A 475-nucleotide genomic window follows, 5' to 3' on the forward strand; every position below is an offset into this window, starting at 1 on the left:
GACGTTCTCACCGCAGGTGATAACCATGTACCGCAGATACTTCCCCTTAWTCGGGAGAATGTTATCAATCCAAWAGGTCAGCTCATTCCTCAACTGGCGACGCTCAGCAACAGCAACAGCAGGAAWGAACATGATATGCCTAAACTGTTCATCCATCTGCTTAGCTAATCCAGACAGCAAACCCACCTTGAAAAAGCTCCCATCCTGCTACTAACGCCTAGACGGAATCCCCAGACCTTCAAGCCTGTCAGCAATGCGATCAGATTGAAGCCTTATGGCCTCATCCCTGCCAATGCGTTCAAGATGTTTAAACACATCAACCTTGTTCCCACTGTTGCGACGAAGAAGCTCATAAAAACCTATCCGAGAAGATGACTCACACCCATTCTCAGACGGTCCTGCATCAAAAATCTCTCCGCGTGATTCCTTCGCTTCCTTAACCTCTGGAACGTATTCTAAACCACCAGCAGGAAGC

General features: G+C 48.1%; 2 protein-coding genes. Both read right to left on the minus strand.

Annotated elements, in window-relative coordinates; genetic code table 11:
• Positions 1–186: hypothetical protein (locus KP705_RS17420; RefSeq protein ID WP_215765189.1), on the minus strand; the 186-nt coding region annotated here is incomplete at its 3' end.
• A gap of 24 nt (positions 187–210) precedes the next feature.
• The coding region (locus KP705_RS17425; RefSeq protein ID WP_215765190.1) for a hypothetical protein at positions 211–475 on the minus strand (265 nt) is incomplete at its 5' end.

This window comes from Gluconobacter sp. P1D12_c (genome assembly GCF_018812105.1).
GTDB classification, from domain to species: Bacteria; Pseudomonadota; Alphaproteobacteria; order Acetobacterales; family Acetobacteraceae; genus Gluconobacter; species Gluconobacter oxydans_A.